We start from the raw sequence: 26831 nt of genomic DNA on the forward strand, positions 1-26831 counted from the left end.
TGACTGGCTACTCGAGTTCCGACGCCGTCTCCTCGAGTACCGATTCAGCGACTGGCTCGAACGGGACTGACGTGTCGACCAGTTCCCGACCCCGATCGTAGGTGATGAGTCCGGAATCTGCTAATTTCGGGACGTGGTTGTGATAGAGCGCGATGTAGGTCTGTTCGACGGCACGGTCTGGGATTTCTGCGACGGGATCGTCGTACGTTCGGCTGGCGACGGCGTCGGCGAGTTCGGCGAGTTCGATCGGCGTCTCGTGCTCGTCGAGACACCGGAGCACGTGTCGACACCGCTGGTCTGCGAGTGCTCCGAAGACCTGATCGGCGTCCACGTGATCTGTTCGTTGCTCGCCCATGACAGCGGCTAGTACTTGAGCTGTCAAAAAGAGCGACTTGGTTGTATATATCGGCTGCTTATGTGCTAAACGAGTCGGCCTCGTCACCCTCGCCGACCTGTCCGACCGTCAGTACGTGTCCGATGAGGTTCTTGTGTGCGTGATGCAGGCGCTCCGAGAGCGCCTGCTGGGTGATCCCCAGCGACCTCGCGAGTTCGGTCATCGTGATCTGCTGTGGTACGTCGAACAGTCCCTCCTCGTAGGCCGTCACCAGCGTCTCTCGCTGAGTCGGTGTGAGTCCGTACTGCGAACTCGCCATCGGCTGGGACTGCTCGTAGAGTCGGTCGAGTTCGAACTCGACATCGCGCTCGAGACAGAACTCGTGGAATTCGGCGACGGTTTCCTCGTCATCGAAGCGCATCTTCAGACTCCAGTGCTCGTTGGTTCCCGTCGCCTCGAGAATCGTCGCACCGATTTCGACGTACGCGTAGATGATCGCCTCGATGTTGTCCGTCCACTCGGCCCTGTAGAGGACGGTGTCGTCGATCTCACTCACCCGCGTCGCGTTTGTTATCGACGGATCCGTCGTGAACGCTTCCTCGAACGCCTCCTGATCGTCGCCCGTCACCCAGAAGTACGGCATCAATCGCTCCTGGGTCGTCGCGACGAGGCGTTCGATCTCGACTACCATCTCCGGCGCGGCCGACAACGTCTCGTGTAACGCAAAGTCCGCAGAGTTGATTGTGAACTCTCCCATCACGCTCATGCCTGGGATCTGGGTTCTCAGCGTCGATAAGGTTGTGGCTGGATCTTCACAACCGGCTACCGGTCCGACAACCGACCTGTCAGGCCGACTCCTCGCCCTCGAGTGACTCGAGTACACGCTCGGCGTGCCCGTCCGGGCTGACGTTCTCGTAGACGGCCTTGATGGTTCCGTCGGGACCGACGACGTACGTGTTGCGGAAGACGCCGTCGAAGGTGTTGCCGAACATCTGTTTTTCGCCGTAGGAGTCGTATTGCGTCGCGATCGCGCCGTCCTCGTCCGAGAGCAGGTCGAACGAGAGGTCGTACTCGGCCGCGAAGGAGTCGAGGTCCGACACCGGGTCGTCGCTGATCCCGACGACTGCCGTGTTGGCGTCCTCGAACGCCGCCAGCGCGTCGTCGAACTGGCAGGCTTCGGTCGTACAGCCATCTGTGTTCGCCCGCGGATAGAAGTAGATTACGAGCTGTTGGCCGTCGAAATCGGACAGTCGAACGGTGTCGCCGTGTTGATTCGACAGTTCGAACGCGGGTGCATCGTCGCCAACGTCGAGCATGGGTGTGAGTTCGTGACTGCGGTCGTCAGTGTTGTGGTTCCGGGAGCGTGGCGGCCGCGAAGTCCAGTGTGCGGCTCACAGCAACCGCTCCCCACAAAACAGACCGATAGAGTTGCGAACAGAACAGACTGCTACTCGAGTTGCTCTGCCGCCTCGCGCTCGACGAGCGGTGTCGCATTGGCCTCGGGCAACGTCACGACATCGTCGCTGGCGAGGGTGTATTCGCGGTCGTCGACACCGAGGATATTGCCGACGTCTTCGGTGATTTTGACGGTGACGCGGTCGACGGCGGGTGTCTCCGTGTTCCCGTCGGGGTCGGAACCGCCCGTCTCGGCTCCGGCTCCCTCGTCAGTCGCTTCCGAGCCGAGAGCCGGCGGGGTACTCGAGTCGGCTGGCGGCTCGGGTGGGTCTGCGGGCGCACCTGCGGACGGAGCGTCGCCGTCGTCGTCGCCGAGCGAATCTGCGTTGCTCAACGAGTCTGCGCCGCCCATCACGTCTGCAGGAGAGACGCTGTCTGTCTCTGTCGCGTCAGCCTCCACCCCGTCCGCTTCAGCCGCCTCAGACGGCGATTCTACCGGTGGTGTCGGCGGTTCGGGTTCGGGTTCGGCCGAAGCCCCAGGTTCGGGTGACGGCGGCTCCGGCGCAGGATCGGTTTCGTGCGGTGGTGTTTCGTCTCCGGCCTGTCTCCTGGAATCGGAACGTGGATTCTGGTCGGCGGCGGACGCTGTCAGCGAGTCGGAGGTGGGATCGTCCGACGAGGTGTCGATCCTCGATCGCTCGTCCGCATCGCCCTCGACACCTTCGAGCACATCGAGCACGCGGCTCTTGTTCGACCCGATGCGCTCGACGAGGTCGTCGAACAGGTCCGCCTCCTCGGCGGTCAACCCCTCGTCGTTGGCCGCCATCCCCGCGGCGGCGAGACTCGCCTGCTTGACGAGTTTGCCCATTCGGCGCTCGTAAATCGCCTCGACGACGTCCTTGGCGGTCTCGATCTCGTCCGTCAACCGCCCCACTTCGGGCGAGGAGAAGGGGTCGTCTGCGCGGTCGGCCGCACGTTCTCGCTCGTCCTCGAGTTCGGCGATATACTCGCCGACCTCCTGGTAGAACGAGGGGCGAAGATTCTGGAGGCTGTCCTTCTTTCGCTCCTTGCTCTGGACCGAGCGGAGTTCGTTCAGATTCATTCTTTCTCCTTCTCAGCGCGCCCGCGTGCCATCAGAAAGACGGCAACGTACTCTGGTAATGACTGGTCACCCTCCGAGACCGTAAAGCTATCTCCTCCGAGTTCGACCTCGCCGCCGTCGGTCACGTCGACCGCGATCTCCTGGCCCTCGAACGTCTCGGGGACGGCATCGACCAGCGGATCGAACTCTTCGAGTTCGTCGCGTTCGAGGCGGACCGTCTTCAGTCCGCTGCCGCCGTGGAGCGTTCCCGGCAGGCGGATCAGCCGGTTCGTGTCCGTCGTCACCGGTTCGTCGATGGGGGCGTTGTCCTCCTCAACGGCCGTCGACGCGAATCGCTCTGCGAGCTGTGCGACCGCGGTGTGGACCGTGACGTTCCCCGCTTCGAGCTGTTCGCGGTTGTTCCGCGCGGCGTTCAGCGTCGCCTTTGCCTTCCCCTCGCCGATCCCATCGAACTCCTGGAGGGACTCGAGTGCGGCCTCGTCCTCGAGTGCGAGCAGGTCGTCGACGAAGGCCATGAAGTGTTCGTGGGTTCGTTTCCCCCAGCCGCCTTCGATGCGGAGGGTGCGGCGCTCGGTCGGCGTCTTTCGGCCGAGTCCAGCGACGGTTTCGGTTTCGATCAGGGTGTCGAAATCGAGACCGATGCCGCGGACGTAGTCGACGATTTCGCGACGGTGTTCTCTGTCGAGGTGGCGAACGTTGTCGTCGCGGACGTGGACGTGATAGCCTCGTCCGCCCGAGAAGACGATTTCGAGTTCTTCGAAGCCGAAGTCGTTCTCGAGGAAATCAAGCAGTCGAAAGAGGGCGTCCTTACACTTGGCGAGCATCTCGGCGTAGGAGTCCTCGCCGAGCGTGACGCTGGGCAGGTGATCCGCGTCGAGGTCGAAGACGAGGTCGGCAGACTGCCAGTCTTTCGCCTTCATCGAACTCGCGCTCGGATCCCGAAAGCGGCCCGCCGAGAAGTAGACGTGTCGCGGGCGCTTGCGGACGAGAAACTCCGAGAGGTCGCCAAGCTCGAGCAGTGACCGGTGACGGACCATCGTCGTCCCAGGCCCCTCCGTCCAGGGGATGAATCCCCACTCGCGCTCGTTCGCGGCGGGCGGCGGTGTTAGCTCCGTCCGTCGGTAGTAATCCCGAAATCTCCCCCGAAGATAGGCCCTCGTTCGCTCCTCCATGCGCTTGCGCTACTCGTCGTGGCGCGGGTATAATTGTATTGTCTTGGACTGTCCGGCTGGGCGACCGACGCTGGCGCTGGTGCTGTCGGTAGTGGTTTTGGTAGTGATACCGGCGGTGTTGCAGACTGGAAGACTAGCGACCCATGAGGTCCGAGAGCCGGTCCGTGATCCCGTCGCCGGAACCGAGTTTCAGGTAGTAGGCGTCGCCGCCGTCCTCGTAGTAGTTGTCGATCCGGCGCTTGATCTCGAAACCCAGGTGTTCGTAGAACTGGAGTGCGTTTTCGTTGCTCGTGCGCGCGTGACACGTAATCGTCTGGTGGTCGTCGGCGACGCGAGCGACGAGCCGTTTGCCGATTCCTTCACCACGAAACTCCGGCGAGACTGCGAGAAAGAGAATGTAGCCATCGCGTCGAACCGCAGCGAAGCCGATGAGGTCGCCGTCAAGGACATAACAGTGGACCGTCGACCGGCGATAGGCGTCGGTGAAAAAGTCGCGTCGTTGCTTGAGGACGTCCTCTTCGCGGTTAATCTCCTCTTTGAGCTGCCAGGCCTGCTCGACGAACTCATCGTTCCCCGGCGTAACGACGCGCCTGTCGATATTGACGCTCACTACCACTGCCTTACATCGTCGCCAATATAATTCCACCGGCAACGGGCCTGCCGATGGCGATATACATAGTCTGCTGACAATCGGCCACGACCATGCACGCATCGAGCGAAAGCGACGGGCATACGACGGCGGTCATCGTACGGGAGCCAAGAGACGACTATGGGATTCGAACTTCGGGACCACACCGCCGACATCGCGGTCGAGGCGACGGGCGAGTCGCTCGCGGACGTATTCGCGTCGCTCGCGGACGGCCTCGCGGCGGCTTCCTGTGAAGATATTCCGGCAGATACCGGTGAACGCTTCTCGCTGTCGGTCACCGCCGAGAATCGTGAGGCACTGCTGTTCGACTACCTCGACGAACTGATCTACCTTCGGGATGTGCGCGCTGAACTGCCGGTCGACCACCACGTCGAGACGATTGACGGAGTCGACGCTGACGCCGACGCCGCCACCGACGTCTCGGCAAACCCCGCCACAGAACAGTGGTCGCTCACCGCAACTGCCCGCGGCATCCCGCTCACCGAAATCGACGCTCGCGAAGTGAAGGCAGTTACCTACTCCGAGATGCAACTCGAGTACGTCGACGAGCAGTGGGAAGCGTACGTCGTCTTCGACGTCTAGCGCTGCACCTCCCGGTTCACTGGCTCATTGCGGCCCTGTGTATTTCACCGTGGACGTGGATGGCGTACGTACTGCCAATGGAAATGGAGCATCGCCACCGCCATCGCCGCCGTCACCGTCGCTGGATACGCCTCGCAAGCGTCTTCGCCCTCCTCATTCTGACAACCGGCCGCGTCGGCGCACACGAGGAGTACGTCGTCGACGACGAGGAAGACATCGCTCTCGGTGAGTTCTTCTCAGAGTCACTCTCCGACCCGTTCGTGGTCGGGCCGCTGGTCGCCGGCGCGCTCGTCGTCGCACTCCTCGTCGGTAGCTACCTCCTCGTTCGTCCGTTCCAGCGAGACCTCGCAGCGTTTCGGTACGCCATGCGAGAGTACGTCGAGTACGTCCCCTGGCTCTTGCGCATCTCGCTCGGTATCCCCCTGATCGGTGCCGGCTTCAGTGGCTACTTCATCAGCCCCGCACTCGAGGTCGACCTCCGTCTCCTCCAGATTGCCCTGGGCTTTTTCCTCCTCTTCGGTCTCGCGACCCGCGTCGTCGCCCTCGTCGGCCTCGCGACCTACCTCGTCGGCGTGGTGATCTGGCCGACGCTGCTACTGCAACTCGAGTTCGTTGGCGGACTGGCGGCCATTGCGTTGCTCGGAAGCGGACGGCCGAGCGCGGATCACGTTCTCCAGCGGGTTGCTGGCTCACCGGGGACGGTCTACAGACGATTCGATCCGGTACACGAACGCGCACGGTCGTTTCAGGCGCGGATCGATCCCTACGAGCGCTACCTGCCGACGGTCGTTCGGGCCGGGCTTGGAGCGACGTTCATCTATCTGGGTGTGACCCAGAAACTCCTCCAGCCGGGACTCGCGCTCGCGGTTGTCGATCGGTACGATCTCACGGCAGTTATTCCGGCGAGTCCGGAACTGTGGGTGATGGGGGCCGGACTAGCGGAAGCGGGGCTCGGTATCGCGATTATTCTGGGCCTTTTTACACGCGCGAGTGCTGCTGCTGCGCTCGCGATGTTCTCGCTGACGCTGTTTGCGCTCCCGGATGATCCGGTGCTCGCCCACGTCGCCCTGTTCGGGATGGCCTCTGTGCTGCTCATCACCGGCGGCGGGCCGTACGCGCTCGACAGTCGACTCGAACGGCTCGAAGCCGATGCTGAAACCGAGGTTGCGGATGCAACGCCGACAGAGGCGACGCAGTCCTAGGTCTGATCGAAGCCGCGATCGCGTCGACCGTGCGACCGCACGAGGGACAATCGAGGGCGACCAAAGAGACGAACATCTTTGATCGTCGGGACCGGAATTCGGGTATGAGCAACGTCACGTTCGACGCCGACGGCATCACGCTCGAGCAGGTGCGTGAGTACGTCTGGGAGATTCCGCAGGAAGGCGACATGCGCGTCCCCGCACGAGTGCTCGCCAGTGAGGCCCTACTGGAGGAAATCAAGGAGGACAAGACACTCGAACAGATCACAAACACGACCCACCTGCCGGGGATCACCACCAACGCGATCTGTATGCCCGACGGTCACCAGGGCTACGGCTTCCCGGTTGGCGGGGTCGGCGCACTCGACGCCGAGCACGGCTGTCTTTCGCCGGGAGCGGTCGGCTACGACATCAATTGCGGCGTCCGCATGATGCGGACGAATCTGACGTACGACGAACTGAAGGGCCAAGAAGCGGAACTCGTCGACGCCCTCTTCGCCAACATCCCGTCGGGGCTCGGCGGCGGCGGTGTCGTCGAAGTTGGCGTCGACACCGTCGACGAGATTCTGGCCCGCGGCGTCGACTGGGCACTCGAGAACGGCCACGCAGTCGAAGAGGATCTGCTGCACTGTGAGGACGAGGGGATGCGCGAGGGTGCAGATCCGGAGAAAGTGAGCCAGAAGGCCAAGGATCGCGGGAAGAACCAGATCGGTTCGCTTGGCTCCGGAAACCACTTCCTCGAGGTCCAGCGCGTGACGGACGTCTTCGACGACGAGGTCGGCGAGGCGTTCGGACTCGAGGAGGACCAGATCGTCGTCCTGATTCACTGCGGCTCGCGCGGGCTGGGCCACCAGACGTGTAACGACTACCTGCGCAAGATCGAGCAACAGCATCAGGGTCTACTGGACCAGTTGCCGGACAAGGAACTGGCTGCAGCGCCCGCGGGCTCACAGCTCGCCGAGGACTACTACGGCGCGATGAACGCCGCAATCAACTTCGCGTGGGTCAACCGCCAGCTGATCATGCACCGCACGCGGCAGGTGTTCGAGCGCGTGTTCGACCGCTCGTGGGAGTCGATGGACATGCACCTGCTGTACGACGTGGCGCACAACATCGCGAAGAAAGAGATGCACACGGTCGAGGGCGAGGAACGCGAACTCTACGTCCACCGCAAGGGTGCAACGCGCGCGTTCCCCGCCGGTCACCCCGAAGTCCCGAAAGCGTACCGCGACGTCGGCCAGCCGGTCATCATCCCCGGTAGCATGGGGACGGGCAGCTACGTCCTCCGCGGCGGCGAGAACTCCATGGACCTCACGTTCGGCTCCACCGCCCACGGTGCGGGGCGGCTAATGAGCCGCACCCAGGCGAAAAACGAGTTCTGGGGCGGCGACGTCCAGGACGAACTCGAGGAGCAGGAGCAGATCTACGTGAAGGCACAGTCGGGTGCGACGGTGGCCGAGGAAGCGCCGGGCGTCTACAAGGATGTCGACGAGGTCGTTCGTGTCTCAGACGAGTTGGGTATCGGCGACAAGGTTGCGCGGACGTTCCCGGTCTGTAACATCAAGGGATAACGGTCGCTGGCTGGCGTTCTAGCGCCGTCAGATCCCTGACTGTATACTGTCAGACCCGCGATTGTACACCGTCAGATTCCCGACTACAACTGCGTCACTTTCAGTTTCACTTGAGGCGGAACGGATTGTTGTCCGTTTCATCTTCGCTTTCATCGTCGCTGTCTGCTCCGTCGCTCTCGTAGGGTTTGCGGGCGGTGATCGTCACCGTGGCCTCGGGGGCATCCTCGTCGGACCACGGGCTGTCGTAGGCCGAGAGTTCGAGGTCAGTCACGTCCCAGCCGGCGGCTTCGATTCGTTCGACGAGTTCGCGCTGGTCGGAGAGCATCGCATCGTCCATAGGCGACGTACGCGGATCTTCGGTGTAGTTCTTCTGTCGGCAATGTCGGCCCTCGATCGGTTTTGCTGTCGATTTTGTCTACCGGCCGAGAAATACGTAACCGAAATGAGTTACGACGAGTGGGAATACCCGGCGCGCTTAAGCGGTTTCGACCGAAACGGGGTGGTATGCTCACCGACGAGTTCGGGCGCGAGGTGACCGGGGTTCGCGTCTCGCTCACCGATCGGTGTAACTTTGACTGCGTCTACTGCCACAACGAGGGCCTCGGCGACACTCGCGGACCGATGGATCCACAGGACGACGAGATGGAAACCGACGATGTCGTCCGATTTCTCGAGGTCGCTGCCGAGTTCGACGTCGACGCCGTCAAGTTCACCGGCGGCGAGCCGATGCTCCGCCAGGACCTGACGGAAATCATCGAGCGCACCCCCGACCAGATGGAAGTCTCGCTGACGACGAACGGCACGTTTCTCCCTGGCCGTGCCGAGGAACTGGTCAGCGCCGGCCTCGACCGTGTCAACGTCTCCCAGGACGCACTCGACCCCGAGGACTTCGCCGCCGTCACGAAAAGCGGCGCGTACGAGAAGGTGCTGGAGGGCGTCGACGCCGCCCTCGAGGCGGGACTGGATCCGGTCAAGCTCAACATGGTCGTCTTCGAGCACACGGCGGGCTACGTGCCGGAGATGGTCGACCACGTCGCCGAGAACGATGGCCTCCAGCTCCAGTTAATCGAGTACATGCCCGAGCTGACGGGTCGGCCGGAGTGGAACATCGATATCCAGCGCGTGCACGATTGGCTGGCCGAGCAGGCCGCCGAGGTCGAGCACCGCGAGATGCACGACCGGAAACGGTACTGGATCGAGAGCAACGATGGCGTCGACGCCACCGGCGACGACGCCGAGGAGGAAGACGGTGACGAGAACAGCAGTGGCCGCGGCATGGTCGAAATCGTCGACCCCGTCGAGAACCCGACGTTCTGTGCGAACTGCCACCGGGTTCGGGTCACCCACGAGGGCTACCTGAAGGGCTGTCTCAACCGGAACGACGACCTCAAACCGATGGGTGAGATGACCAAACCCGAGATCCGTGAGGCGTTCCGCGAGGTCGTCGCGAACCGCGTTCCGTACTACGGTGAGTACATGATCCGCAACGGCGACGGTGAGTGGGAAGTCAACGACGAGTATATCGAAGGCTACGCCCAGAGCTGAGTTCGCTGGGCGTCATTTCCACACAGCCCGATTTACACTACGGCCGCCGATTTCGTGTCCCGGCGCGCCCACCACGTCCTCGCCGACCCGAACTGCGCGATCGATTTGCGCCCAGTCCAACCGTGATGAGCGCAGCCGCGAGCAACAGCAACGCGACCGCAGCGGTCGGCTGGCCGCTCGCTCCGAAGACGTAGACGCCGTAGCCGATCGTTCCCGCAAGGAGGCCGACCAGCAGACTCGAGCCGAGTTGGACGATCTCGAGTCGGATCGTTTGCGCCTCCCGACCGAGTTGGGCACCGAGATCGAGGCCGCTGTGGCCGAGGTCCCAGGCGAGGACCGTCGCGACGGTGCCGGCGATCAGCGGCTCAACCGTGGGCGTTTCGATGCCAGCGAGGATGAGCGTCGCGAAGATCACTAGCGCGCCGATATCGATAACCTGCGGTCGTCCTCGCAGGAGGCCCACGCCGAGCGTGAGTGTACCGAGGACGGCGACGCCGAACACCGCCGCATCAGTCCCCGGAACGAAGAGCGTCGTTGCAGCGGCGACGAACGCAGCCCCGAACGCACAGCCACTCGAGAAGACCGTCGGTTTGCGGGTGAGTGAGACGGGGCCGGCGTCGTCATCGGTGCCGGCTCCAGACCCAGTTCCCGTCCGGTCGTCCGCTGGTGGGTTCTCACCGGACGATGTCTCGCCGTCATCAGTCGCTGTCGCGGGTGCGGACTGGTCTCCCGTGTGCGTCTCCGTCTCCGTCTGTGGCGTCGACGTCATCGGCGACCACCACGCCCCGCCGCGTGGCGAGCGAACACTTCGTCGATCGAGTCCGTCGATTGCCAGTCGATGACCGGAATTCCCGCCTGTTGGAGGTCGAACCGGCGAACGCGGCGAGCGGTCGCTGCGAGCTGGTGGCCGATCGTCCGATCGGTCGTCGGATCCGGACTCACAACCGTCACGGCGTGACCGCGTGCGTCGAGTCGGCGGGCGATCGTCGGCGCCATCGAGTCACAGAGCGGCGAGAGAAACACGATCTGGGTCTCCGCCGAGAGCCGGCGGCGAATCGTCCGCAACTGCGAGAGCCACCGGCTCTCCGCCGCGGGGGGCATCGTCTCGAACTGCGGGTGTGTCGCGAGCAACTCCTGAAACCGAATCTCGTGGTCTCGACCCGATGCCGGAGCGAGCCAGCACGGCTCCGACATCGAGGCAGCCGACGTAGTTCCGTCGCGGCCGACAGGGCCAATTCCCGCCAGCCCGACGGTGTCGCCCTCGGCAAGCAGCGAAGCGGCGATGCGGCCGGCTGCGGCAACCGAGCGATCGACGGCGTGGGCTGCGTCGGGTTCGGGCGCGAGAAACGACCGCTCCCGTGCGTCGACGAGAACGACGACGCGAGCCGCCCGCTCCTCGTGGAACGAGAGCGTTGCAAGCTCGCCGGACTTCGCTCGCCGATTCCAGTCGATACGCGAGAGCGGGTCGTTCGGCCGATACTCCCGCACGGAGTGGAACGTCGTCCCGGTCCCGCCCTCGGTGGTCGTCAACCGACCCGCGAACGAGGCTGCCGTCGTCCGGAGCGGCACCGGCGCGGCAACCGGCCGGAGTTCCGGCTCACAGACGACCGTTGTCTCCGACCCAACGACGTACTCGTGCTCTGTCGACCGCGAGAGGTCTCGCACGAGCGCGAGCGCGGGATCGAACTCGTGTTTCCCCCGCTGGACAGTGACGGTGTACTCGAGTCCAACCGACTCGCCGGGCCGAAGCGCGGTGCCGAGGCGACTCGAGCCGTCGGTGACGGCGAGGCCAGGCGGGACGCCGTCGACGAAGCGGAGGTCGGGGACGAAGCGTGAACTCGTGTTCGTGATCGTGACGCGGACTTCGACCTCGTCGCCGGGGTCGGGTTCCTCGTTGCTCAGAGTGCGTTCGATGGCGAGGTCGGGTTCGGGTGGCTCGAAGGCGCGAGCGAAGCCGGCGTAGCCGATGCCGACGACGCCGGCGAGGATGACGCCGGGTGCTTCCGCGAGCGTCCCGATTCCGACGGCAAGCAGGGCGACGGCACCGATGCCGGTCCAGTAGCCCGTCTGTCGGGTCCGGAGCGTCGAGATGCCGTCGATGGTGTTGTCTGTGGTTCGGCGTGGCGGGCCGTCGCTGTCGGTGCTGGTGGCCGAACGGGGCTGATAGACGTACGCCGGCAGCGATCGTTCTGGAGTGTTCCCGTCGGTGTTCGCTGCGGTATTGGCGCTCGAATCGGAACTGCTGTCGGCACCACGAGTACGCTCGGCGTCGCCTTCGTCTCCGCGTCCGCTCTCGGCACTGGCAGAAGCGGCGGCGCTCGTTCCATCGTATCCGACCGCCGCAATCGCGGCGACGGTGTGTCGAACACTGCGCTGAAAGCTCGGTTCCCGATCGACGGCCGTTCGGACCCGATCCAGTATCGACCGCGACGGTACCTCGACCGAGTCCGAGAGGAAGGCAGCGGCAATCCGGTCGTCCGTCCAGTTCCCGCGCTCGATTCGGTCGGTCGCCTCCGCCACCGAATCACCGCGAAACCGCGTACAGACTGCGACGACCGCAGCCCGGAGGCCGTCGACCGTCCGTCGACCCTGGACCGCGTAGCCGTCCGTCACCCGCTGGAAGGCAGCGAGCGACTGAGAAAACGACTCGCCCGGCGCCAGAACTGCCGCCCGCCGTTCAGGCTCGGCCCTCGCAGAGCCAGGCGAGCGCTCGAGTCCCCGGCGCAATCCGAGCGCCCGGAGCCCGATCAGCACTGCAAGCAACCCCACGCCCATAATCGCGGTCTCCGTGAGGGAGAACTCGAGTACCCCGACTGAGACTGCAATCCCGACCGCAAGTGCGAGGAGGCCGAGCAGGAGTACCGTTCGACGCCTGTTCATTCGTCGGTCCCTCCGTCGGAGCGTGGGCCGGTCGTCCCCGTCTGGTGGCCGGCAGCCGCCGAACTGGGGCTGTCGTCGCCGTAGGCGGATTCGATTTCGCGGAGGATCGAGACGGCCCGGCTCTCGAGTTCGGGCGTCGTTTCGGTGGTCCCGTAGCGAACGTCCTCGAACAGGCGCGTGAGCTCGTCGACGTGCTGTCGGTTGAGTCCGGCGTCGGTGGCGGCGGTGGCGAACTCACCGGGGGTACTCGACTCGGGTCGGTCGACATCGAGCGGTTGGGTCATCTCGCGCCAGGCGCGGTAGATTTCGTTGTCGACATCGTCCGTGTCGCCGATCCGGTCTGCGGCCCGGCCGGCGGCGGAGCCGACGGCGAGGGCGTCTGCGGTCTGTTGCTGGCTGTCCTCGGCAACTGGTGGTTCCTCGCCTGGGTCGCGATCCTCGCCCGTGCCGCGCGTGAGAAATACACCGGCGACGAAGATGGCTGTGATAATCGCGAGGACGGCGACCAGTGCGTTCGGCGGGACGAGATCGGTTCGCTCGCCGTCGCCGCTGCCGGGAGCTGCGGGTTCGCCATTCTGGTCGCCTGGGATCATCTCATCGGGGAGGGATGGATCACCGGCTCCGAGGAACAGGTAGACGAGTGCCATTCCGATGAGCGCCATCACGAGCCCGATAGCGATCAGCTTCACCGCTTCGCGGCGGTTCGCGAGCAGGTACCAGACCGCTGCAATCACGCCGATGATGACGATTGCATAGATGAGGTACTCGAGGAACGCCGGGATTTCAGGGGCGGTTGCGGGGTCGTCTGGAGGTGGCGGCTGCTCGATGGGATCACCGCCGCCGTCGCCGTTGCCACTGCCGGGTGCGGAGCCGCCCGAGCCGCCGGTTTCGAACGGCGAATCGATCGTCGCAGCGACGAGGGCGACTGCGACGATGCCGCCGATGGCGGCGAGCACTCGGACGAGGAGGTTGTTTCTAGACACCGATTGTGCGGTTCTTGTGTCGCCTCGGTAATAAGTGAGTTCATGGCCCGTGTATGGGAATATCCCGCGAGGGAAGCGGTTCGTCGCCACCTTTCGTTGCGCTTAAGTACCCGACGGGGGTACCAACGAGTGCGATACGTGTAGGGGACGCAGTCCCCGAGTCCGAGAGGGCGATGATAGAGACACGGTGTCGTGGTAGCCAAGCGGCCCAAGGCGCATGGTTGCTAACCATGTGGCGTCAAGCCTCCGGGGTTCGAATCCCCGCCACGACGTCGGATATACCCGAGACTGGCGACCTTTGCCAGTCGATTGCACCGCCGCAGACCAGACACTGATACACGACATATGAGCGCGGAAGAACCCCAAGAGCAAGAGGACGAAGACCTGCAGTACTTCGTCCGCATCGGTCAAACCGACCTTGACGGGACGAAGTCCGTCGAGCGCTCGCTGTCGGAGATGAACGGGATCGGTCGCCGGACCGCCCGACTCATCGCCGAGAAAGCGGGTGTCGACCGAACGGCAACGTTCGGCCGACTCGACGAGGACGTCATCGACGAGGTCGTTACACTCGTAGAGAACTACGCCGAGGAAGTTCCGGACTGGCTCAACAACCGCCAGAACGACTTCTACAGCGGCGAAACAACCCACGAGATCGGCAACGATCTCCAGCTGAGCCGTCAGCACGACATCAACCGGATGAAGATGATCGACTCCTACAAAGGTACTCGCCACAAGCGCGGCCAGAAGGTCCGCGGACAGCGTACCAAGTCCACCGGTCGTACGGAAGGGACTATCGGAGTCAACGTCGAAGAAATCCGCGAAGAGCAGGCTGAGGCCGGCGAAGAGGAGGGTGACGAATAATGCCGCTTGGAACCGATACCAAGCAGTACGAGACGCCGAACCACCCATACCAGGGTGAACGGATCTCGACCGAGCACTCCCTGCTCGACCGCTACGGCCTGTCGAACAAAGAAGAGCTCTGGCGAGCACAGTCCCAGCTTCGCTCCTACCGGCGCGAGGCACGTGACCTGCTCGGCCAGCCACAGGATGACGAGGTAGTCCAGCGCCGCTCCGAGGAGTTCCTCGGACGCCTAAAGCGCGTCGGCATCCTCGATGAGGCGGACGAACTCGGCGACATTCTGTCGCTCGAAGTCGAGGACGTCCTCGAACGCCGCCTCCAGACGGTCGTCTACCGCAAGGGCCTCGCGAACACGCCACAGCAGGCGCGTCAGTTCATCATCCACGGCCACGTGGTCGTTGGTGAGCAGCGCCACCGTGTTCCATCGTACGTCGTCGACGTCGACGAGGAAGACCTCGTCGCGTTCGACGAGACCAGCCCACTCGCGGACGACCTCCACCCAGAGCGAGCGGAGGGTCAGTAACATGAGTCAGGACGACGAAAAGTGGGGCGTAGCCCACGTGCACGCATCGTTTAACAACACCATCATGACCGTGACGGACCTCACGGGCTCGGAGACGATCACGAAGTCCTCCGGCGGAACTGCCGTCAAGCAGAACCGCGACGAGGCGTCGCCATACGCTGCAATGCAGATGGCGGAGTCCGTCGCCGAAGAGGTCAAGGCTGCCGGCATCACGGGTCTGCACGTTCGCGTGCGTGGCCCCGGCGGTAACCTTCAGAAGTCCCCCGGTCCAGGCGCGCAGGCAACGATCCGCGCACTCGCCCGCTCGGGCATCGAGATCGGCCGCATCGAGGACGTCACGCCGATCCCACACGACGGATCGCGCGCACCCAAAGGAAAGGGCGGCTACTAGACCATGAGTGCAGAGTACGACGTCGAGTTCGTCGAACGCGAGGATCGTGACGCACGATTCCTCGTCCAGGGCATCACGCCCGCGTTCGCCAACGGGATTCGACGCGCGATGCTTGCAGACGTGCCGACGATGGCGATCGACACCGTTCGATTCGTCGAGAACTCGTCGGTCATGTTCGACGAGCAGCTCGCGCTTCGACTCGGGCTCGTTCCGCTGACGACCCCGCCTGTAGGCGAGTTCGTCGAGGACGACACCGTGACGCTCTCGATCGACGTCGAAGGGCCAGCAACCGCCTACTCGGGCGACCTCGTCTCGAGCGACGACCTCGTGCAGCCCGCAGACGAGAACGTCCCGATCATCGACCTCAAAGACGGACAGCGTCTCGAGGCCGAGGCGGACGCCGTACTCGACCGCGGCAAGGATCACGCGAAACACCAGGGCGGTGTCGCAGTCGGCTACCGCCACCTACAGCGTGTCGCCGCCGTCGAGGACCTTCCTGAATTCGAGGAGCCTGACCGCCGCATCGTTCGTGGCGTCATCGAAGAGGACGGCGAACTCGTTCCGACGAGCGAGTTCGACCACGACCTCTCGAACCGGTATCCCGGAAAGGAAGTAACACTCGAGGACGTGCCGAACTCGTTCGTCTTCCACGTGGAGACGGACGGCTCGTTCTCGGTCGAGGAGCTGGTCACACGCGCCGCCGACACGATCGAATCGCGCGCGACTGAACTCGAAAACGCAGTACAGCTGTAACGACAGATGAACCCACGCCCCCGATCCAACCGATACGACCGCGAGTTTGCGTTCAGCGGTGGTGCCGTGAGCGACGAGGCCGCTGCTGGCACTCGCGGACGCGGAGAAGCTGGAATCGAAAGGGGTTTGAAGGGGCGACGGGTAGACGGGAGTGCGAGCAGGGATAGCCAAGTCAGGCCAACGGCGCAGCGTTCAGGGCGCTGTCTCGTAGGAGTCCGCAGGTTCAAATCCTGCTCCCTGCATCACTTCTCGTCAGCAGCGTATCGGTCATCGCGTTCGACACACCGTCGAGTAGCGATCATCGATTCCACTCGACACGACTCTCGTGTCGATCACGCAGATTTGGAGGAAACCAATGAGTAGCAAGACCAATCCGAGGCTCAACGATCTTATCGCCGAGCTGAAGTCGACGTCCCGCGAAACGGACGCCGACGTCTGGCAGGATATTGCGGATCGTCTCGAAAAGCCCCGGCGCACCCACGCTGAGGTAAACCTGGGCCGTATCGAACGATACGCACGCGAGGAAGAGACTGTCGTCGTTCCCGGCAAGGTGCTGGGCTCCGGCGCACTACAGAAGAACGTTACCGTCGCCGCCGTCGATTTCTCCTCGTCCGCAGAGACGAAGATCGACCAGGTCGGCGAAACAGTACCGCTCGAGCACGTGCTCGAAGAGAACCCAGATGGGGCAAACGTACGGGTGATTCGATGAGCGCAAGCATCGCAGAGTTCGACGCAGACATCGTCGTCGACGCCGGCGACTGTATTCTCGGTCGCGTCGCCAGCCAGGTCGCCCAGCGCGCCCTGGATGGCGAGCGCGTCGCAATCGTCAACGCTGAAGACGCCGTCATCACCGGCGACAAGGAAGACATCTTCGGCACCTACCGCAAGCGACTCCAACTGGGGTCCGACAGAGGTCCGTACTACCCGAAGCGACCGGACACGATCTTCAAGCGCTCCGTCCGTGGCATGCTGCCGTACAAGAAGCCACGCGGTCGCGAAGCGCTCGACAACGTTCGTGTCTACGTCGGCAACCCGTACGAGGACGACGACGACCGCGAGGCCGAGATCCTCGACGATACGTCGCTGGACCGACTTTCGAACATCCGCTTCGTCCACCTGGGCGAAGTCTCCGACCAACTCGGTGCTAACGTTACATGGTAACCAACACGAGTGGCAAGAAGAAGACGGCCGTTGCCCGCGCAACCGTAAGCGAGGGCGAGGGTCGTGTCCGTATCAACTCGAAGCCAGTCGAACTGGTCGAACCCGAGATGTCCCGGCTCAAGATGCTCGAGCCGTTCCGCATCGCAGGCGACGAGCTGCGCGACGGTGTGGACATCGACGTCCGCGTCGAAGGTGGCGGTATCAGCGGTCAGGCAGACGCCGTCCGCACCGCTATCGCACGCGGCATCGTCCAGCACTCGAACGACGCCGAACTCCGCGACGCGTTCATGGAGTTCGACCGTTCGCTGCTGGTCAACGACGTTCGCCAGTCCGAACCAAAGAAGTGGGGCGGTCCCGGCGCTCGGGCCCGCTACCAGAAGTCCTACCGCTAAGGTGATTCAACAATGATGGTACCGGTTCGGTGTTTCACCTGTGGCACGGTCGTCGGCGAACACTGGGAAGAGTTCGACGAGCGAGCGAACGAGGGCGACGAGGACCCACAGGAGGTCCTCGACGAACTCGGTGTCGACCGCTACTGCTGTCGACGCATGCTCGTCAGTCACACTGACCTGGTCGATGTCGTCTCCCCGTACCAGTAACAGCAACAGCAACTGTAACAATGCAACAACAACGCCACAACCGCTACGAGAAAGCCCGTATCCTCGGCGCACGAGCGCTGCAGGTCTCCTACGGCGCACCGGTGCTAACCGAGTCCGATCAGACCGAGCCGATCCTGATCGCCGCCGAGGAGTACGACGCCGGCGTGTTGCCGTTTACGGTCAAGCGAGGCGAGTAAGCGATGACGCTCATCACCGACGTTCGACTCCGACGTGTACTCGACTCGCGTGGGAACCCGACGGTCGAAGCCGACGTGCTCACCGAGAGCGGTGGCTTTGGCCGCGCCGCGGCACCGAGCGGTGCCAGCACCGGCGAGTACGAAGCCGTCGAGCGGCCGCCGTCCGAGGCGATCGCCGCGGCCCGCGAACACGCCGTTCCGCGACTCGTCGGTGAGGCCTACGCTGGCAACCAGCGCGAGGTCGACTCGATTCTCCACGCCGCAGACGGCACGGACGACTTCTCGAAAATCGGTGCAAACAGCGCCGTCGCCATCTCGATGGCCGCCGCGAAGGCCGGTGCCGACGTGCTCGGTGCACCGCTGTTCCAGCACTTGGGTGGTGCCTTCCGCGGCGAGAACTTCCCGATTCCACTCGGCAACGTCATCGGCGGCGGCGAACACGCCGCAGACGCGACGGACATTCAGGAGTTCCTCGCAGCACCCGTCGGCGCACCAAGTGTCGCTGACGCCGTCTTCGCGAACGCCGCCGTCCACGGCGCTGTCGCAGACCTACTCGAGGAGCGTGACGTTCCGTCGGGCAAGGGCGACGAGGGTGCGTGGGCACCGTCGATCGACGACGAGGCGGCCTTCGAAATCGTCGACGAGGCGGTTTCACAGGTCGAAGACGACGTTGGTTTCGAGATCCGATTCGGACTCGACGTTGCTGCGGCCGAGATGTACGACGCCGACTCGGAAACGTACGAGTACGAGGCGGCAGGCATCAGCCGCGACACGGACGAGCAGATCGAGTACATCGCCGACCTCGTCGACGAGTACGATCTGGTCTACGTCGAGGATCCGCTCGACGAGAACGACTACGAGGCGTTTGCCGAGCTCACCGACACCGTTGGTGACCGGACGCTGATCTGCGGTGACGACCTGTTCGTGACGAACACGGACCGACTCGCCGACGGCATCGACCAGGGTGCGGCAAACAGCATTCTGATCAAGCCGAACCAGATCGGCACGCTGACCGACGCCTTCGACGCGATTGAACTCGCGACCGAGAACGGGTACGACTCGGTTGTCTCACACCGCTCGGGCGAAACGGAGGATACGACGATCGCACACCTCGCCGTCGCGACCGACGCACCGTTCATCAAGACGGGTGCCGTCGGCGGCGAGCGAACTGCCAAGCTCAACGAGCTCATCAGAATCGCAGACGACGCGACATGACAGACGACAACGCAACCCAGGAAGGGCTCGACGCTGCCGAAGAGGAGATCGACGAGGAGCCAGCAGAAGGTGCTGGCCCCGCCGCCGATCCCGAGGAAGACGTCGAGCCAGTTGACGAACAGTCCGCTGAGGCTGACGCCGAGGCAGAACCAGCTACGGAGGAAGACGCCGGTCCAACCCTCGACGACGACGTAATGTCCGACGAGGAGGCCGACCTGCTCATCCCCGTCGAGGACTACCTCGGTGCCGGTGTTCACATCGGTACCCAGCAGAAGACCAACGACATGGAGCGGTTCATTCACCGCGTCCGCACTGACGGTCTCTACGTCCTCGACGTTTCGAAGACCGACGGCCGTATCCGCACGGCCGCGGACTTCCTCTCGAACTACGATCCAGAACAGATTCTGGTCACGTCTTCGCGCCAGTACGGTCGCTTCCCGGCAGAGAAGTTCGCCGAGGCTGTGGGCGCTCGCGCCCGCACCGGCCGCTTCATCCCCGGAACGCTGACCAACCCCAAGTACGACGGCTACATCGAACCCGATGTCGTCGTCGTCACCGACCCGATCGGTGACGCCCAGGCAGTCAAAGAGGCGATCACGGTCGGAATCCCAGTTATCGCGATGTGTGACTCGAACAACCAGGTCAGTAACGTCGACCTCGTCGTCCCGACGAACAACAAGGGTCGCAAGGCCCTCTCGGTCGTCTACTGGCTACTCGCAAACGAGGTCCTCGACCGCCGCGGCGCAGAGCCGTCCTACTCGCTCGAGGACTTCGAGAGCGGCGTCTAACGTAGTTTCGAGAGTTTCTCGTTCCAGCGTGTTGCTGGCCGTTTTCTTCGCCGTTCCAGTCCGTGTGCTGGCGGTTGTGCGCCGCGTAGCCGCTGTGATGTCGTATCCACACAGCGCAAGCCACCAGCGACTAACGGCGTTCGGTCGCAACTGACGAGCGAAGGAATTAGGTAGGGTCCACACCGAATACGCATATCAGATGTACGACCTGCTGTTCTCCTTCGAGAAGGAACGACTTCCGCCCGCAGTCATCCTCGCGACCGGTGCGCTGATCGCCGTCTTCGTGCTCGGTCTGCTCTACCGCGGTGTGGCGTTCGCGCTGTTCTAGTGTGCCGCCACGGGCCAGTATCGTACGGATCAGTCTCCGTCCGAAAACGGGGACACTTCCGCCTGCTGTGGTGACTGACTGTTCCACCGTCCGCCCTCACCCGCAAGACACTGTTCGTACACCGTCCGAAGTCGCTCTCCCATCGTCTCCGCCGTATACGAAGCTAGTTTCTCCCGGCCGTCCGAGGGCTCGCCGGACTCGAGTACCTTCGCCAAGTCACGCACCAGATTATCCTCGCCGAGTGTGACTGGTGAGTTCGACACGTCCCCAAGCACGTCCCGCGCAAAGCCGACGTCACGCGCGACAACTGGTGTGTTGCACGCGGCGGCTTCCTTGACGGTCATCGGACCGCTTTCGAAGCGCGAGGTGAGGATGACTGCGTCCGCGGCGTTCAGGTAGTATGGCATCTCCTCGTAGGGCTGGTTGGCGACGGTTTTGAGGGCGATGTCGGCGTCGGAGTCGGACTCGGACTCGAGTACCCCCGCTACGCCATCGACCACCCGTCTGGCGAGTGGGAAGTTCTTCTCGTCTCGCGAGGGTGCGTAGGGAAAGAGGACGATTTGCGTGTCCTGGTCCCAGCCGACGCGCTCGCGAGCCTCGGCGTTCGGAATTGGCCGGAACATCTCGGTGTCGACCGGGAACGGGACCACGTCACAGGGACGATCGACACGCTCGGCCATCGCGTTCGAGGGAACGATCACGCGGTCGGCGTGCGCAACGGCGCGTCTGATCAGGGGCTCGTAGGGATTCGAGCGGTACTCGCCACCCCAGAGTGTGCAGACGACGGGGAGTCGTCCGTTCGCTCGTCCCGTCCGACCGATACTCGCACATCTCGACGCGGCCAGCGCAAAGGGAATCGTCAGCCCGTAATTCGCGTGAATCAGGTCGTACTCGCCGCGAGCCTCCTGGAGCACTTGCGGCAGGTATCGGGCGTAGTCGGCCACCGTCCGCTGGCGGACCTCGTCGTCGACCGCGCGGTGCTCGCCCGGGACGGGGAGAGTCGTGACCGAGACGCCGGCGGACTCGAGTGCAGTGAGCTGTGACTGATAGAAACTTCGCCAGGCGGTTGTGGTGAGGCTCAGGATGCGTATCATGGTGTAGGAGTGGCGTGTGTGTAGTGTGCGAGTGATGTGTTGGTGGTGTGTGGGCGGTGTGTAGGTGGTATGTGAGTGGTATACGTGTGATATGTGAGTAGTGTCGGTGGGTGCAGGGACAGGGGGAAGTGCAGTGCAGGTTTACCGCCGGTTCACGGACGGACGGTCGGGCCGCGGCGGAGCGTCTTTGCCAGGGTGTGATCCAGGGTGGTGTGCCGACACCGAACCAGCATCGGTTCCCGAGTCGGGTCCAGAACCGGACGCTGCCAGCGTCGGTCCTGAATCTCGGTCCTCGGGCGTCGGCTCAGGTACGTCCGCGAGAATCTGGCTGAGAATATACTGCGTGACGTCGATTTTCGTCGCGAGCAGCGCCTCGCGTCTGTCTGCCCAGTTCGACGCGGCGCTCGGATCGCGGTAGAGTCGCGTCAGTTCGCGGATCGCCGTCGTCTCGTGATCCGTATGGAACGAGCGGACGAGGCCGTACTCCGCGAGTTCGCGGAACTTCCCCATCTCCGAGGAGCCGGCGAAGGGGCTGATCCGAACGGTCGGCGTGCCGAGGAGGCCGGCCTCGAGTGTCGTCGTCGCGACCTCGCCGACGACGAGGTCGGCGAACGCGAGCAGGTGATGGAAGTCAGCCGGCGGGACGGGGAGCGGTTCCGCACCGGTCGGTAGCGGGCCGTCTCCCTCGTCGGCGACGAAGACGCGGCCGTCGGTGGCAAGTTCGTCGACGATTTCGTGTCGGCCGGCGGCCGAGATTCCTTGTTTCCCGATATCGTGGTTGCCGTTCCACGCACCAAGGCGGAGGACGGCGTACCGTTCGTCGGGGTCGACGCCGTGGGCGCGTAGCCGATCCGGATCGGGGTCGAACCGGTCGGGGTGGAGGTACGCCAGTTCGTGGTAGCCGGGATACCTGACGTGCTCGGCGTCGTACGTCTCGCGGAAGCTATCGGGCGTGTAGAGCACGTCCGTAAACGGAATCGTGAGTCGATTCCCGCCGTTGATTGCCGTCTCGGTGTCGATGTAGACGTGACTCTCCGCACCGACCAGTGTCCCCACGTGGGTTGCGGCGATACCGTGGCTGGTCAGGATGTAGTCCGGGTCGATCGCTCGCGTTCGGCGGAGGAGACGAGCCTCGTAACAGAGCTGTGTCAGCCCGAGACCGAGCCATCCCCGTGGTTCCCCACAGAGCAGTTCGTGGTCGATCTCGTAGGCGTCGAGTAGCTCCCCCACCACGCCCTTCTCGCGGGCGAACACGAACACGTCGTGGCCCGCCGACTCGAGTTCCCCCACGACGTGCTTGAAGAAGTGCACGTTCGCCGCGTGCTGTATCGTGATCACGATGTCCATCGTGTGTTCTCAGTTCAGCCGTCTCGCTCGGAGGCTATTACTAGCCACTCGATAGAACAGTCGCGTCTACTGAAACGGTTGTCAGGAGTGTGAAACAGTCGTGAAACAGTGTCAAAACGAGGTGAACTGCGGTGTGGGTACCACCTCACCGTCGCCGTGACTCGACGCCACTACTGTCCGTTCGCCGCTTCGTCGACCAACTCACCGAGCAACGCGACTGCATCCTCGGCCGTGTTGCCGAACACGAACGTCGTCGGCTCGATTCCGAACGCGCCGCAGTGGTAGGCCACCCGTGGAACCGAGCCTCGCTCCGCGAACCGCTCCCGGAGGTGTGTGCCACGGTCTTCGTACTCCGCGTCGAACTCGAGTGGCTCGTAGCCACGCGCCTCGGCAGCGGCGAGCAGGTCGTCGTCCGTCGCAATGTTGAGCGCGCCGCGAACGTCGGGGTCGGTATCCTGTGCAGCGAGAACTGCTGTTGCGACGTGTTTCGATGCACCGAACTCTGGATTTGCGGGAATTTCGATGCGCCCGCTCATCGCGTAGATACGGCCGGGAATGGCGGCGACGTCGGTTTCGTCGCGTGCTTCGGGAAGCGCCATGCCGATGTTCGTGCCGACGTTCGGGACGAGCGCTGCCATACCGGGCGTCGCGGCGAGCGTTCGGGCGGCCGTGCGGACGGTAGCGAGTACGTCCCGTTCGGTTCGTACGTCGGGGTCGAGCCCGCGAACGCAGAGGTCACAGCCAAGCCCCTGGAGTTCGGGCATCACCTCCTCGTGAAGTTCACAGATCGGGCCGCGGTCCTCGAGTGTGCGCACGAGCGAGAGCAGTTCGGCGAGTGCGTCGTAGCCGTCCATCTCGCCGCTCGCGAGGCCGTCGGCGATTCGATCGACCGTTGCGATCGTCTCGGGATCGTCACGAAAGCGGTCGTCGCCGCCGTTCTCGCCGCTGATGTATTTACTCACTGCCGCCTGGGTGACGCCGAGATTGGCGGCGATTTCCTGCTGGGTCATCCCGCGTTCGGCGAGTTGGGTCGCGAGCATCGCACGAACCGTCGGCAGAAACCGGTCGACGACGAGTTCGCTCGGCAAGACGAGAGTCATACCACCGGGTTCGAACGTCACTGGCTTAAATTCGCCTCCACGGTTTCCGGTGCCCGAACTCCGGTCCCCGGTTCCAAGTCCTTACTCTTGCTTACTCCCTACTCCGGAAGGCGGTCGCGCTGTGTGTGCTCAGCTGCCGGCTGGTATGCCGGCAGCGTAAACGAAAACGCAGAGCCGACACCAGGTTCGGACTCCACCCAGAGCTCGCCGCCGTGGTATTCGACGATACGCTGACAAAGTGCGAGGCCGATCCCCGAGCCACTGTGGTCGTCGAGTGCATGTAGTCGCTGAAATAGTTCGAAAATCCGGCCCTGTGCCGCCGGCTCGATCCCGATCCCCTCGTCGCGAACCGTCACCTCCCACTCGGAACCTGCATCGTGCGGCGTCGCAGACACGTGAATACGTGGCGGCTCGTCACCGCTGTACTCGATCGCGTTACTGAGCAGGTTCTGGAACAGTTGGCGGAGCTGGCTCGCATCGCCGTAGACCTCTGGCAACGATCCCGTCGTAATCTCCGCATCGCTCTCGTCGATCCGAACCTGCAGATCCGTCCGCACGTCCCGCACCGTCTGCTCGACATCGATCCGCTCGAACTGTCCGCCGTTCGCCTGCGTGTCGATCTTCGAGTACTCGAGTAACCCGGTAACCATCGCCTGCATTCGGTCTGCACCGTCGACGGCGAAGTCGATGAATTCGGTGGCGTCCTCGTCGAGCTCGTCGGCGTACCGCTCGTCGAGCAACTGGAGATAGCGCGAGATCATCCGAAGCGGTTCCTGCAGGTCGTGCGAGACGGTCGACGCGAAGTGGTCAAGTTGCTCGTTCGACGTCTCGAGTTGGCGGACGGTTCGGCGAAGTTCTTCACGGGTTTCGACCAGCGCTTCGTTTCGCTCTTTGAGTTCCTGCTGTATCGTGTGGAGTTCGTCGTTGCGCCGTTGTACCTCGCGCTGACGGGTGCGTGCCTGCGCATCGTGGATGCCGATTCCGAGGCCGGCAATCGAGCCAAGTGCGAGCGCGAGCGCCCGCTCGCCGAATGTGAACGAGCCAGCGACACCAGGATGCACTGCCCGGAGAACGAGAAAGACGAACATGATGGCGATGCCGGCGAGACACCAGCCGACGATTCGCGGATAGTCTTCCGGATCGAACTCCGACCGCGAGAGCCACCTGCCGAGTGAGAGAAACAACACGCCCGCGAATCCGATCAGGGCGAAATCAATCGCTGCTTCGAGGGGTGCACCACCGCTGACGACTTTGAGGAGTGACTGCCCAGCCGCGATAAGAAGGAAGAGAACACCCAACAGGTAGATGTACCGGGACTGGCGGATCATGCCGTTCGAGTAGGCGACGATTGTATTTGAGGCGCGCGGTCAGTGTGATCTCGTGACCGCACGGACTACCGTATCCCGTCCGGGCTACTGCGTCGACCGCCGGTCCGCGTCGAGGGCGTCTCTAACGCGGTTCGCGACGAGTTCGACGCTCACGACGAGAACGAGAATCGCGACGATCGCTGCCATCACTCGCGTGTAGTTTCGTGCGTTGAACGCCATGATCAGCGGATACCCGATCCCGCCAGCGCCGACGATCCCAAGCACGGCGCTCTTTCGCGCGTTGATCTCGAGGTAGAACAACACCCAGGCGACGTACGCGGTTGCTACCTGTGGCACTCGAGCCGCGGCTGTCGTCGCAACCAACCCGCCACCGCTTGAGGCGACTGCCTCGACCGGCGTCGCATCGATCTCTTCCATCTCGTCGGCGAACAGCCGCCCCAAATCGCCGATCGTTCCCATCGCGATCGCCAGTGCCCCGGCAACTGGTCCGAGCCCGGCCAGAATCACGAACAGGAGTGCATACACCATGCTCGGCACCGCACGAACCCCGCCCAGGAACAGTCGTACCGGTGCGTGTACCACCCGCGGCGTCACGTTACTCGCTGCGAGCAGTCCGAAACAGACGGCAAACGGCAACCCGATCGCCGTGCCGACGCCCGCAATTGCGAGCGTCTCGAGTGTCGCCGGGACGAGCGTCGGGGCATCACCCTGAAGTTGCGCCCAGAGCTGTGCCGGCGCGAGCATCTCTTCGACGAGGACATCGCGCAGATTGTCGCGATGGGCGTAAAGATAGGCGAGATCGAATCCCATCCACCGCGCGGTCGCGAGAACGACGGCGAGAAGCGAGACGACCACTGCGACCCGGCCGAGCAGTCGCCGCCGCCAGCGACGCTGAATTCGGTCGAACTCGCCGTCAACGGTGATTGCCTCCTCGCGGGCGGCGTCCGCATCTGACCGCAGCCCTGAACCTGGTTTCCGGTCGACCGGGTCGACAGCGGACTCCGAACGACCGTCTGAACCGGACTCACCCATCGTACACCTCTGCGATTTGTTCCGGATCAACCTCGGCCGCTGGCGCATCGAGCGTGAGCCGACCGGACTCGAGTGCGAGGTAGCGATCCGCGACCTCCTGGGCGAGCCGTGGCTGATGGAGACTGACGAGTCCGACGACCTGTTCCCGGCGAACGAGCGCCGCTAGCTGGTCGAGCACGTTGCGAGCTGTCGCTGGATCGAGCGATGCGACCGGTTCGTCTGCCAGAATCACCTGCGGTTCCTGATGGACTGCACGAGCGATACCGACGCGCTGGCGCTCACCGCCCGAGAGGTCGCCGACGCGTCGATCCGCGTCACCAGCCAATCCGACCGCATGAAGTCGCTCGACTGCAGCTCGCTTCTCCGCCGGCGCGTGCCATCCGAACACCTCTCGCCAGACCGATTCCCGCCCGAGTCCGCCATCGAGGACGTTCTCGAGGGCGGACTTGCTGTCGAGGAGCGCACCTTCCTGAAAGACGAGCGCGATATCGGTCGGCTCCGGCGGCTCGTCCCCGAGCCGAATCGTGCCTGTGCTGGGGCGTTCGAGCCCGTTCAGACATCGCAACAAGGTCGTCTTGCCGGCACCTGACCGTCCGACGAGGATGGCGAGCTCACCAGGCGACAGCTCGAAGGAGACGTTCTCGAGTGCCGTGGCGCTGTCGTAGCGTTTTTCGAGACCGATGACGGTGAGCATGGTGGTT

General features: G+C 63.8%; 32 protein-coding genes and 2 tRNA genes. 18 read left to right on the forward strand and 16 right to left on the reverse strand.

Going from position 1 to position 26831, the window contains the following annotated elements; genetic code table 11:
• Positions 1-7 precede the first annotated feature (7 nt).
• The 6 genes from BBD46_RS00890 to BBD46_RS00915 all read right to left on the reverse strand — a co-directional run bounded on the left by BBD46_RS00890 (position 8) and on the right by BBD46_RS00915 (position 4613).
• Positions 8-355: a DUF7344 domain-containing protein gene (locus tag BBD46_RS00890; RefSeq protein WP_071399886.1), complete on the reverse strand. Its 348-nt coding sequence runs from the start codon at positions 353-355 to the stop codon at positions 8-10.
• Between the two features lie 58 nt (positions 356-413).
• Positions 414-1100: a bacterio-opsin activator domain-containing protein gene (locus tag BBD46_RS00895; protein ID WP_071399887.1), complete on the reverse strand. Its 687-nt coding sequence runs from the start codon at positions 1098-1100 to the stop codon at positions 414-416.
• A 79-nt stretch (positions 1101-1179) separates the two neighbouring features.
• Positions 1180-1650: a thioredoxin-dependent thiol peroxidase gene (gene bcp / locus BBD46_RS00900; protein ID WP_071399888.1), complete on the reverse strand. Its 471-nt coding sequence runs from the start codon at positions 1648-1650 to the stop codon at positions 1180-1182.
• A gap of 131 nt (positions 1651-1781) precedes the next feature.
• The gene (locus BBD46_RS00905; RefSeq protein WP_071399889.1) at positions 1782-2831 is read right to left on the reverse strand and encodes a hypothetical protein; all 1050 of its coding nucleotides are present in this window, start codon (positions 2829-2831) and stop codon (positions 1782-1784) included.
• Complete coding sequence (gene priS, locus BBD46_RS00910; RefSeq protein ID WP_071399890.1) at positions 2828-4003, reverse strand: DNA primase small subunit PriS; 1176 nt, start codon at positions 4001-4003, stop codon at positions 2828-2830. Before priS ends, BBD46_RS00905 begins: the two co-directional genes overlap by 4 nt.
• Positions 4004-4136: 133 nt before the next feature.
• A complete protein-coding gene (locus BBD46_RS00915; RefSeq protein ID WP_071399891.1) occupies positions 4137-4613 on the reverse strand; it encodes a GNAT family N-acetyltransferase in 477 nt (158 codons plus the stop codon).
• A gap of 159 nt (positions 4614-4772) precedes the next feature.
• Between BBD46_RS00915 and BBD46_RS00920 the strand changes: the two genes are divergently transcribed.
• The 3 genes from BBD46_RS00920 (at position 4773) to BBD46_RS00930 (ending at position 8007) form a co-directional block, all read left to right on the forward strand.
• Positions 4773-5234, forward strand: coding sequence for an archease (locus tag BBD46_RS00920; protein WP_071399892.1), 462 nt, complete (start codon positions 4773-4775; stop codon positions 5232-5234).
• An 83-nt stretch (positions 5235-5317) separates the two neighbouring features.
• Positions 5318-6436 carry a DoxX family protein gene (locus BBD46_RS00925; RefSeq protein ID WP_071399997.1) on the forward strand — a complete coding sequence of 373 codons (1119 nt, stop codon included), beginning with the start codon at positions 5318-5320 and terminating at the stop codon, positions 6434-6436.
• Between the two features lie 104 nt (positions 6437-6540).
• Entirely contained in the window at positions 6541-8007 is a 1467-nt protein-coding gene (locus BBD46_RS00930) for an RtcB family protein (RefSeq protein WP_071399893.1), read from the forward strand.
• Positions 8008-8113: 106 nt separating this feature from the next.
• Here the strand turns inward: BBD46_RS00930 and BBD46_RS00935 are convergent, their stop codons facing one another.
• The gene (locus BBD46_RS00935) at positions 8114-8344 is read right to left on the reverse strand and encodes a hypothetical protein (protein ID WP_071399894.1); all 231 of its coding nucleotides are present in this window, start codon (positions 8342-8344) and stop codon (positions 8114-8116) included.
• 167 nt (positions 8345-8511) lie between these two features.
• On the opposite strand from BBD46_RS00935, the gene moaA reads away from it, so the two are divergent.
• On the forward strand, positions 8512-9552 hold the full coding sequence (gene moaA, locus BBD46_RS00940) for a GTP 3',8-cyclase MoaA (RefSeq protein ID WP_071399895.1): 1041 nt from the start codon (positions 8512-8514) through the stop codon (positions 9550-9552).
• A gap of 37 nt (positions 9553-9589) precedes the next feature.
• On the opposite strand, the gene BBD46_RS00945 is transcribed toward moaA, so the two are convergent.
• Genes BBD46_RS00945 through BBD46_RS00955 form a run of 3 tightly spaced genes read right to left on the reverse strand, consistent with a single transcriptional unit; the run spans position 9590 to position 13415 of the window.
• Positions 9590-10321, reverse strand: a complete 732-nt coding sequence (locus BBD46_RS00945) for a DUF7519 family protein (protein WP_071399896.1) — start codon at positions 10319-10321, stop codon at positions 9590-9592.
• A complete protein-coding gene (locus BBD46_RS00950; protein ID WP_071399897.1) occupies positions 10318-12432 on the reverse strand; it encodes a DUF58 domain-containing protein in 2115 nt (704 codons plus the stop codon). The genes BBD46_RS00945 and BBD46_RS00950 overlap by 4 nt, the downstream gene beginning before the upstream one ends.
• A complete protein-coding gene (locus tag BBD46_RS00955; RefSeq protein ID WP_071399898.1) occupies positions 12429-13415 on the reverse strand; it encodes a DUF4129 domain-containing protein in 987 nt (328 codons plus the stop codon). Before BBD46_RS00955 ends, BBD46_RS00950 begins: the two co-directional genes overlap by 4 nt.
• Before the next feature lie 189 nt (positions 13416-13604).
• Here BBD46_RS00955 and BBD46_RS00960 point away from each other — a divergent pair.
• The 14 genes from BBD46_RS00960 to BBD46_RS23330 all read left to right on the forward strand — a co-directional run bounded on the left by BBD46_RS00960 (position 13605) and on the right by BBD46_RS23330 (position 20229).
• Positions 13605-13687 (forward strand) — tRNA-Ser (locus BBD46_RS00960).
• A 73-nt stretch (positions 13688-13760) separates the two neighbouring features.
• Positions 13761-14276 carry a 30S ribosomal protein S13 gene (locus tag BBD46_RS00965; protein ID WP_071399899.1) on the forward strand — a complete coding sequence of 172 codons (516 nt, stop codon included), beginning with the start codon at positions 13761-13763 and terminating at the stop codon, positions 14274-14276.
• Positions 14276-14797 carry a 30S ribosomal protein S4 gene (locus tag BBD46_RS00970; RefSeq protein ID WP_006651646.1) on the forward strand — a complete coding sequence of 174 codons (522 nt, stop codon included), beginning with the start codon at positions 14276-14278 and terminating at the stop codon, positions 14795-14797. The genes BBD46_RS00965 and BBD46_RS00970 overlap by 1 nt, the downstream gene beginning before the upstream one ends.
• Position 14798: 1 nt before the next feature.
• A complete protein-coding gene (locus BBD46_RS00975) occupies positions 14799-15188 on the forward strand; it encodes a 30S ribosomal protein S11 (protein WP_004213955.1) in 390 nt (129 codons plus the stop codon).
• A gap of 3 nt (positions 15189-15191) precedes the next feature.
• Positions 15192-15941 carry a DNA-directed RNA polymerase subunit D gene (locus tag BBD46_RS00980; RefSeq protein WP_071399900.1) on the forward strand — a complete coding sequence of 250 codons (750 nt, stop codon included), beginning with the start codon at positions 15192-15194 and terminating at the stop codon, positions 15939-15941.
• A 157-nt stretch (positions 15942-16098) separates the two neighbouring features.
• A tRNA-Leu gene (locus tag BBD46_RS00985) sits at positions 16099-16183 on the forward strand.
• Between the two features lie 113 nt (positions 16184-16296).
• Complete coding sequence (locus BBD46_RS00990; RefSeq protein ID WP_004213957.1) at positions 16297-16650, forward strand: 50S ribosomal protein L18e; 354 nt, start codon at positions 16297-16299, stop codon at positions 16648-16650.
• Positions 16647-17102, forward strand: a complete 456-nt coding sequence (locus BBD46_RS00995; protein WP_006651647.1) for a 50S ribosomal protein L13 — start codon at positions 16647-16649, stop codon at positions 17100-17102. Before BBD46_RS00990 ends, BBD46_RS00995 begins: the two co-directional genes overlap by 4 nt.
• Complete coding sequence (locus tag BBD46_RS01000) at positions 17096-17494, forward strand: 30S ribosomal protein S9 (RefSeq protein ID WP_006651648.1); 399 nt, start codon at positions 17096-17098, stop codon at positions 17492-17494. Before BBD46_RS00995 ends, BBD46_RS01000 begins: the two co-directional genes overlap by 7 nt.
• A 12-nt stretch (positions 17495-17506) precedes the next feature.
• Entirely contained in the window at positions 17507-17701 is a 195-nt protein-coding gene (locus tag BBD46_RS01005; RefSeq protein ID WP_006167943.1) for a DNA-directed RNA polymerase subunit N, read from the forward strand.
• 20 nt (positions 17702-17721) lie between these two features.
• On the forward strand, positions 17722-17898 hold the full coding sequence (locus tag BBD46_RS01010) for a DNA-directed RNA polymerase subunit K (protein ID WP_004213963.1): 177 nt from the start codon (positions 17722-17724) through the stop codon (positions 17896-17898).
• Between the two features lie 3 nt (positions 17899-17901).
• Positions 17902-19113 (forward strand): phosphopyruvate hydratase, encoded by a 1212-nt coding sequence (gene eno, locus BBD46_RS01015; protein ID WP_071399901.1) that lies wholly within the window; start codon positions 17902-17904, stop codon positions 19111-19113.
• Positions 19110-19901 carry a 30S ribosomal protein S2 gene (gene rpsB / locus BBD46_RS01020; protein ID WP_071399902.1) on the forward strand — a complete coding sequence of 264 codons (792 nt, stop codon included), beginning with the start codon at positions 19110-19112 and terminating at the stop codon, positions 19899-19901. Before eno ends, rpsB begins: the two co-directional genes overlap by 4 nt.
• Positions 19902-20100: 199 nt before the next feature.
• Positions 20101-20229 carry a hypothetical protein gene (locus tag BBD46_RS23330; protein ID WP_006651650.1) on the forward strand — a complete coding sequence of 43 codons (129 nt, stop codon included), beginning with the start codon at positions 20101-20103 and terminating at the stop codon, positions 20227-20229.
• Positions 20230-20258: 29 nt separating this feature from the next.
• Here BBD46_RS23330 and BBD46_RS01025 read toward each other — a convergent pair whose 3' ends face one another.
• The 6 genes from BBD46_RS01025 to BBD46_RS01050 all read right to left on the reverse strand — a co-directional run bounded on the left by BBD46_RS01025 (position 20259) and on the right by BBD46_RS01050 (position 26824).
• Positions 20259-21323: a glycosyltransferase family 4 protein gene (locus tag BBD46_RS01025; protein WP_071399903.1), complete on the reverse strand. Its 1065-nt coding sequence runs from the start codon at positions 21321-21323 to the stop codon at positions 20259-20261.
• 141 nt (positions 21324-21464) lie between these two features.
• Entirely contained in the window at positions 21465-22670 is a 1206-nt protein-coding gene (locus tag BBD46_RS01030) for a DUF354 domain-containing protein (RefSeq protein WP_071399904.1), read from the reverse strand.
• A gap of 170 nt (positions 22671-22840) precedes the next feature.
• A complete protein-coding gene (locus BBD46_RS01035; protein WP_071399998.1) occupies positions 22841-23770 on the reverse strand; it encodes a thiamine-phosphate synthase family protein in 930 nt (309 codons plus the stop codon).
• Between the two features lie 98 nt (positions 23771-23868).
• On the reverse strand, positions 23869-25098 hold the full coding sequence (locus BBD46_RS01040) for a sensor histidine kinase (protein ID WP_071399905.1): 1230 nt from the start codon (positions 25096-25098) through the stop codon (positions 23869-23871).
• A gap of 84 nt (positions 25099-25182) precedes the next feature.
• Complete coding sequence (gene phnE / locus BBD46_RS01045) at positions 25183-26130, reverse strand: phosphonate ABC transporter, permease protein PhnE (protein WP_084777631.1); 948 nt, start codon at positions 26128-26130, stop codon at positions 25183-25185.
• The gene (locus BBD46_RS01050) at positions 26123-26824 is read right to left on the reverse strand and encodes a phosphonate ABC transporter ATP-binding protein (RefSeq protein WP_071399906.1); all 702 of its coding nucleotides are present in this window, start codon (positions 26822-26824) and stop codon (positions 26123-26125) included. The genes phnE and BBD46_RS01050 overlap by 8 nt, the downstream gene beginning before the upstream one ends.
• Positions 26825-26831 lie beyond the last annotated feature (7 nt).

It is taken from the genome of Natrialba sp. SSL1, from assembly GCF_001861355.1.
In the GTDB taxonomy this organism is placed as follows: Archaea; Halobacteriota; Halobacteria; order Halobacteriales; family Natrialbaceae; genus Natrialba.

Coding starts and splice junctions, on each gene's coding strand:
- BBD46_RS00890 (WP_071399886.1), bottom strand. CDS start 355: ATGGGCGAGCAACGAACAGATCACGTGGACGCCGATCAGGTCTTCGGA.
- BBD46_RS00895 (WP_071399887.1), bottom strand. CDS start 1,100: ATGAGCGTGATGGGAGAGTTCACAATCAACTCTGCGGACTTTGCGTTA.
- bcp (WP_071399888.1), bottom strand. CDS start 1,650: ATGCTCGACGTTGGCGACGATGCACCCGCGTTCGAACTGTCGAATCAA.
- BBD46_RS00905 (WP_071399889.1), bottom strand. CDS start 2,831: ATGAATCTGAACGAACTCCGCTCGGTCCAGAGCAAGGAGCGAAAGAAG.
- priS (WP_071399890.1), bottom strand. CDS start 4,003: ATGGAGGAGCGAACGAGGGCCTATCTTCGGGGGAGATTTCGGGATTAC.
- BBD46_RS00920 (WP_071399892.1), top strand. CDS start 4,773: ATGGGATTCGAACTTCGGGACCACACCGCCGACATCGCGGTCGAGGCG.
- BBD46_RS00925 (WP_071399997.1), top strand. CDS start 5,318: ATGGAGCATCGCCACCGCCATCGCCGCCGTCACCGTCGCTGGATACGC.
- BBD46_RS00930 (WP_071399893.1), top strand. CDS start 6,541: ATGAGCAACGTCACGTTCGACGCCGACGGCATCACGCTCGAGCAGGTG.
- BBD46_RS00935 (WP_071399894.1), bottom strand. CDS start 8,344: ATGGACGATGCGATGCTCTCCGACCAGCGCGAACTCGTCGAACGAATC.
- moaA (WP_071399895.1), top strand. CDS start 8,512: ATGCTCACCGACGAGTTCGGGCGCGAGGTGACCGGGGTTCGCGTCTCG.
- BBD46_RS00945 (WP_071399896.1), bottom strand. CDS start 10,321: ATGACGTCGACGCCACAGACGGAGACGGAGACGCACACGGGAGACCAG.
- BBD46_RS00950 (WP_071399897.1), bottom strand. CDS start 12,432: ATGAACAGGCGTCGAACGGTACTCCTGCTCGGCCTCCTCGCACTTGCG.
- BBD46_RS00965 (WP_071399899.1), top strand. CDS start 13,761: ATGAGCGCGGAAGAACCCCAAGAGCAAGAGGACGAAGACCTGCAGTAC.
- BBD46_RS00970 (WP_006651646.1), top strand. CDS start 14,276: ATGCCGCTTGGAACCGATACCAAGCAGTACGAGACGCCGAACCACCCA.
- BBD46_RS00975 (WP_004213955.1), top strand. CDS start 14,799: ATGAGTCAGGACGACGAAAAGTGGGGCGTAGCCCACGTGCACGCATCG.
- BBD46_RS00980 (WP_071399900.1), top strand. CDS start 15,192: ATGAGTGCAGAGTACGACGTCGAGTTCGTCGAACGCGAGGATCGTGAC.
- BBD46_RS00990 (WP_004213957.1), top strand. CDS start 16,297: ATGAGTAGCAAGACCAATCCGAGGCTCAACGATCTTATCGCCGAGCTG.
- BBD46_RS00995 (WP_006651647.1), top strand. CDS start 16,647: ATGAGCGCAAGCATCGCAGAGTTCGACGCAGACATCGTCGTCGACGCC.
- BBD46_RS01000 (WP_006651648.1), top strand. CDS start 17,096: ATGGTAACCAACACGAGTGGCAAGAAGAAGACGGCCGTTGCCCGCGCA.
- BBD46_RS01005 (WP_006167943.1), top strand. CDS start 17,507: ATGATGGTACCGGTTCGGTGTTTCACCTGTGGCACGGTCGTCGGCGAA.
- BBD46_RS01010 (WP_004213963.1), top strand. CDS start 17,722: ATGCAACAACAACGCCACAACCGCTACGAGAAAGCCCGTATCCTCGGC.
- eno (WP_071399901.1), top strand. CDS start 17,902: ATGACGCTCATCACCGACGTTCGACTCCGACGTGTACTCGACTCGCGT.
- rpsB (WP_071399902.1), top strand. CDS start 19,110: ATGACAGACGACAACGCAACCCAGGAAGGGCTCGACGCTGCCGAAGAG.
- BBD46_RS23330 (WP_006651650.1), top strand. CDS start 20,101: ATGTACGACCTGCTGTTCTCCTTCGAGAAGGAACGACTTCCGCCCGCA.
- BBD46_RS01025 (WP_071399903.1), bottom strand. CDS start 21,323: ATGATACGCATCCTGAGCCTCACCACAACCGCCTGGCGAAGTTTCTAT.
- BBD46_RS01030 (WP_071399904.1), bottom strand. CDS start 22,670: ATGGACATCGTGATCACGATACAGCACGCGGCGAACGTGCACTTCTTC.
- BBD46_RS01035 (WP_071399998.1), bottom strand. CDS start 23,770: ATGACTCTCGTCTTGCCGAGCGAACTCGTCGTCGACCGGTTTCTGCCG.
- BBD46_RS01040 (WP_071399905.1), bottom strand. CDS start 25,098: ATGATCCGCCAGTCCCGGTACATCTACCTGTTGGGTGTTCTCTTCCTT.
- phnE (WP_084777631.1), bottom strand. CDS start 26,130: ATGGGTGAGTCCGGTTCAGACGGTCGTTCGGAGTCCGCTGTCGACCCG.
- BBD46_RS01050 (WP_071399906.1), bottom strand. CDS start 26,824: ATGCTCACCGTCATCGGTCTCGAAAAACGCTACGACAGCGCCACGGCA.